The 766-nt window shown below is 47.7% G+C and carries 1 protein-coding gene; it reads right to left on the bottom strand.

The genetic code is table 11. The annotated features are described in order from the left end of the window. A partial coding sequence (locus AC0NBN_RS13345) for a PKD domain-containing protein (RefSeq protein WP_474468573.1) occupies window positions 1-766 on the bottom strand: 766 nt, incomplete at both ends.

Raw genomic sequence — 766 nt, 5'->3', positions numbered from 1 at the left:
TAACTCCACCACCCCAGTTGAATGTATAAGGTGCCGTTCCGCCTGTCGGAGTTAAATTACTTGCTCCTGTTGAACCACCGTTACCCGCATCATTCGTTGCAACCGTTGTTCCTGAAACGGCTGTTGCAGGCTGGGTTACTGTTGCATTAACCGTTCCTGTACATCCGTTGGCATCAGTGATCGTTACCGTATAAGTTCCTGCTGAAAGTCCTGTTCTGTCTTCTGTCGTGATTCCACCACCCCAATTGAACGTATATGGTGCAGTTCCGCCTGTCGGAGTTAAATTAATTGCTCCTGTTGAAGCACCGTTACATGCTACATTAGTTACTACCGTACTTCCTGAAACTGCTGTTGCAGGCTGAGTTACCGTTGCATTAACAGTTCCGGTACATCCGTTCGCATCTGTGATGGTTACTGTGTAAGTTCCTGCTGCTAATCCTGTTCTGTCTTCTGTCGTGATTCCACCACCCCAATTGAAGGTGTATGGTGCAGTTCCACCTGTTGGTGTTAAATTGATCGCTCCGTTTGAAGCACCGTTACATGCTACATTAGTTACTACCGTTGTTCCTGAAACGGCTGTTGCTGGCTGAGTTACCGTTGCATTAACTGTTCCGGTACATCCGTTGGCATCTGTAATGGTTACAGTGTATGTTCCTGCTGCCAATCCTGTTCTGTCTTCAGTCGTGATTCCACCACCCCAGTTGAAAGTGTATGGCGCTGTTCCGCCTGTTGGTGTTAAATTGATGGCTCCTGTTGAACCACCGTT

This window comes from Chryseobacterium sp. L12 (genome assembly GCF_056133985.1).
This window is presented reverse-complemented; position numbering and strand designations above follow the sequence as displayed.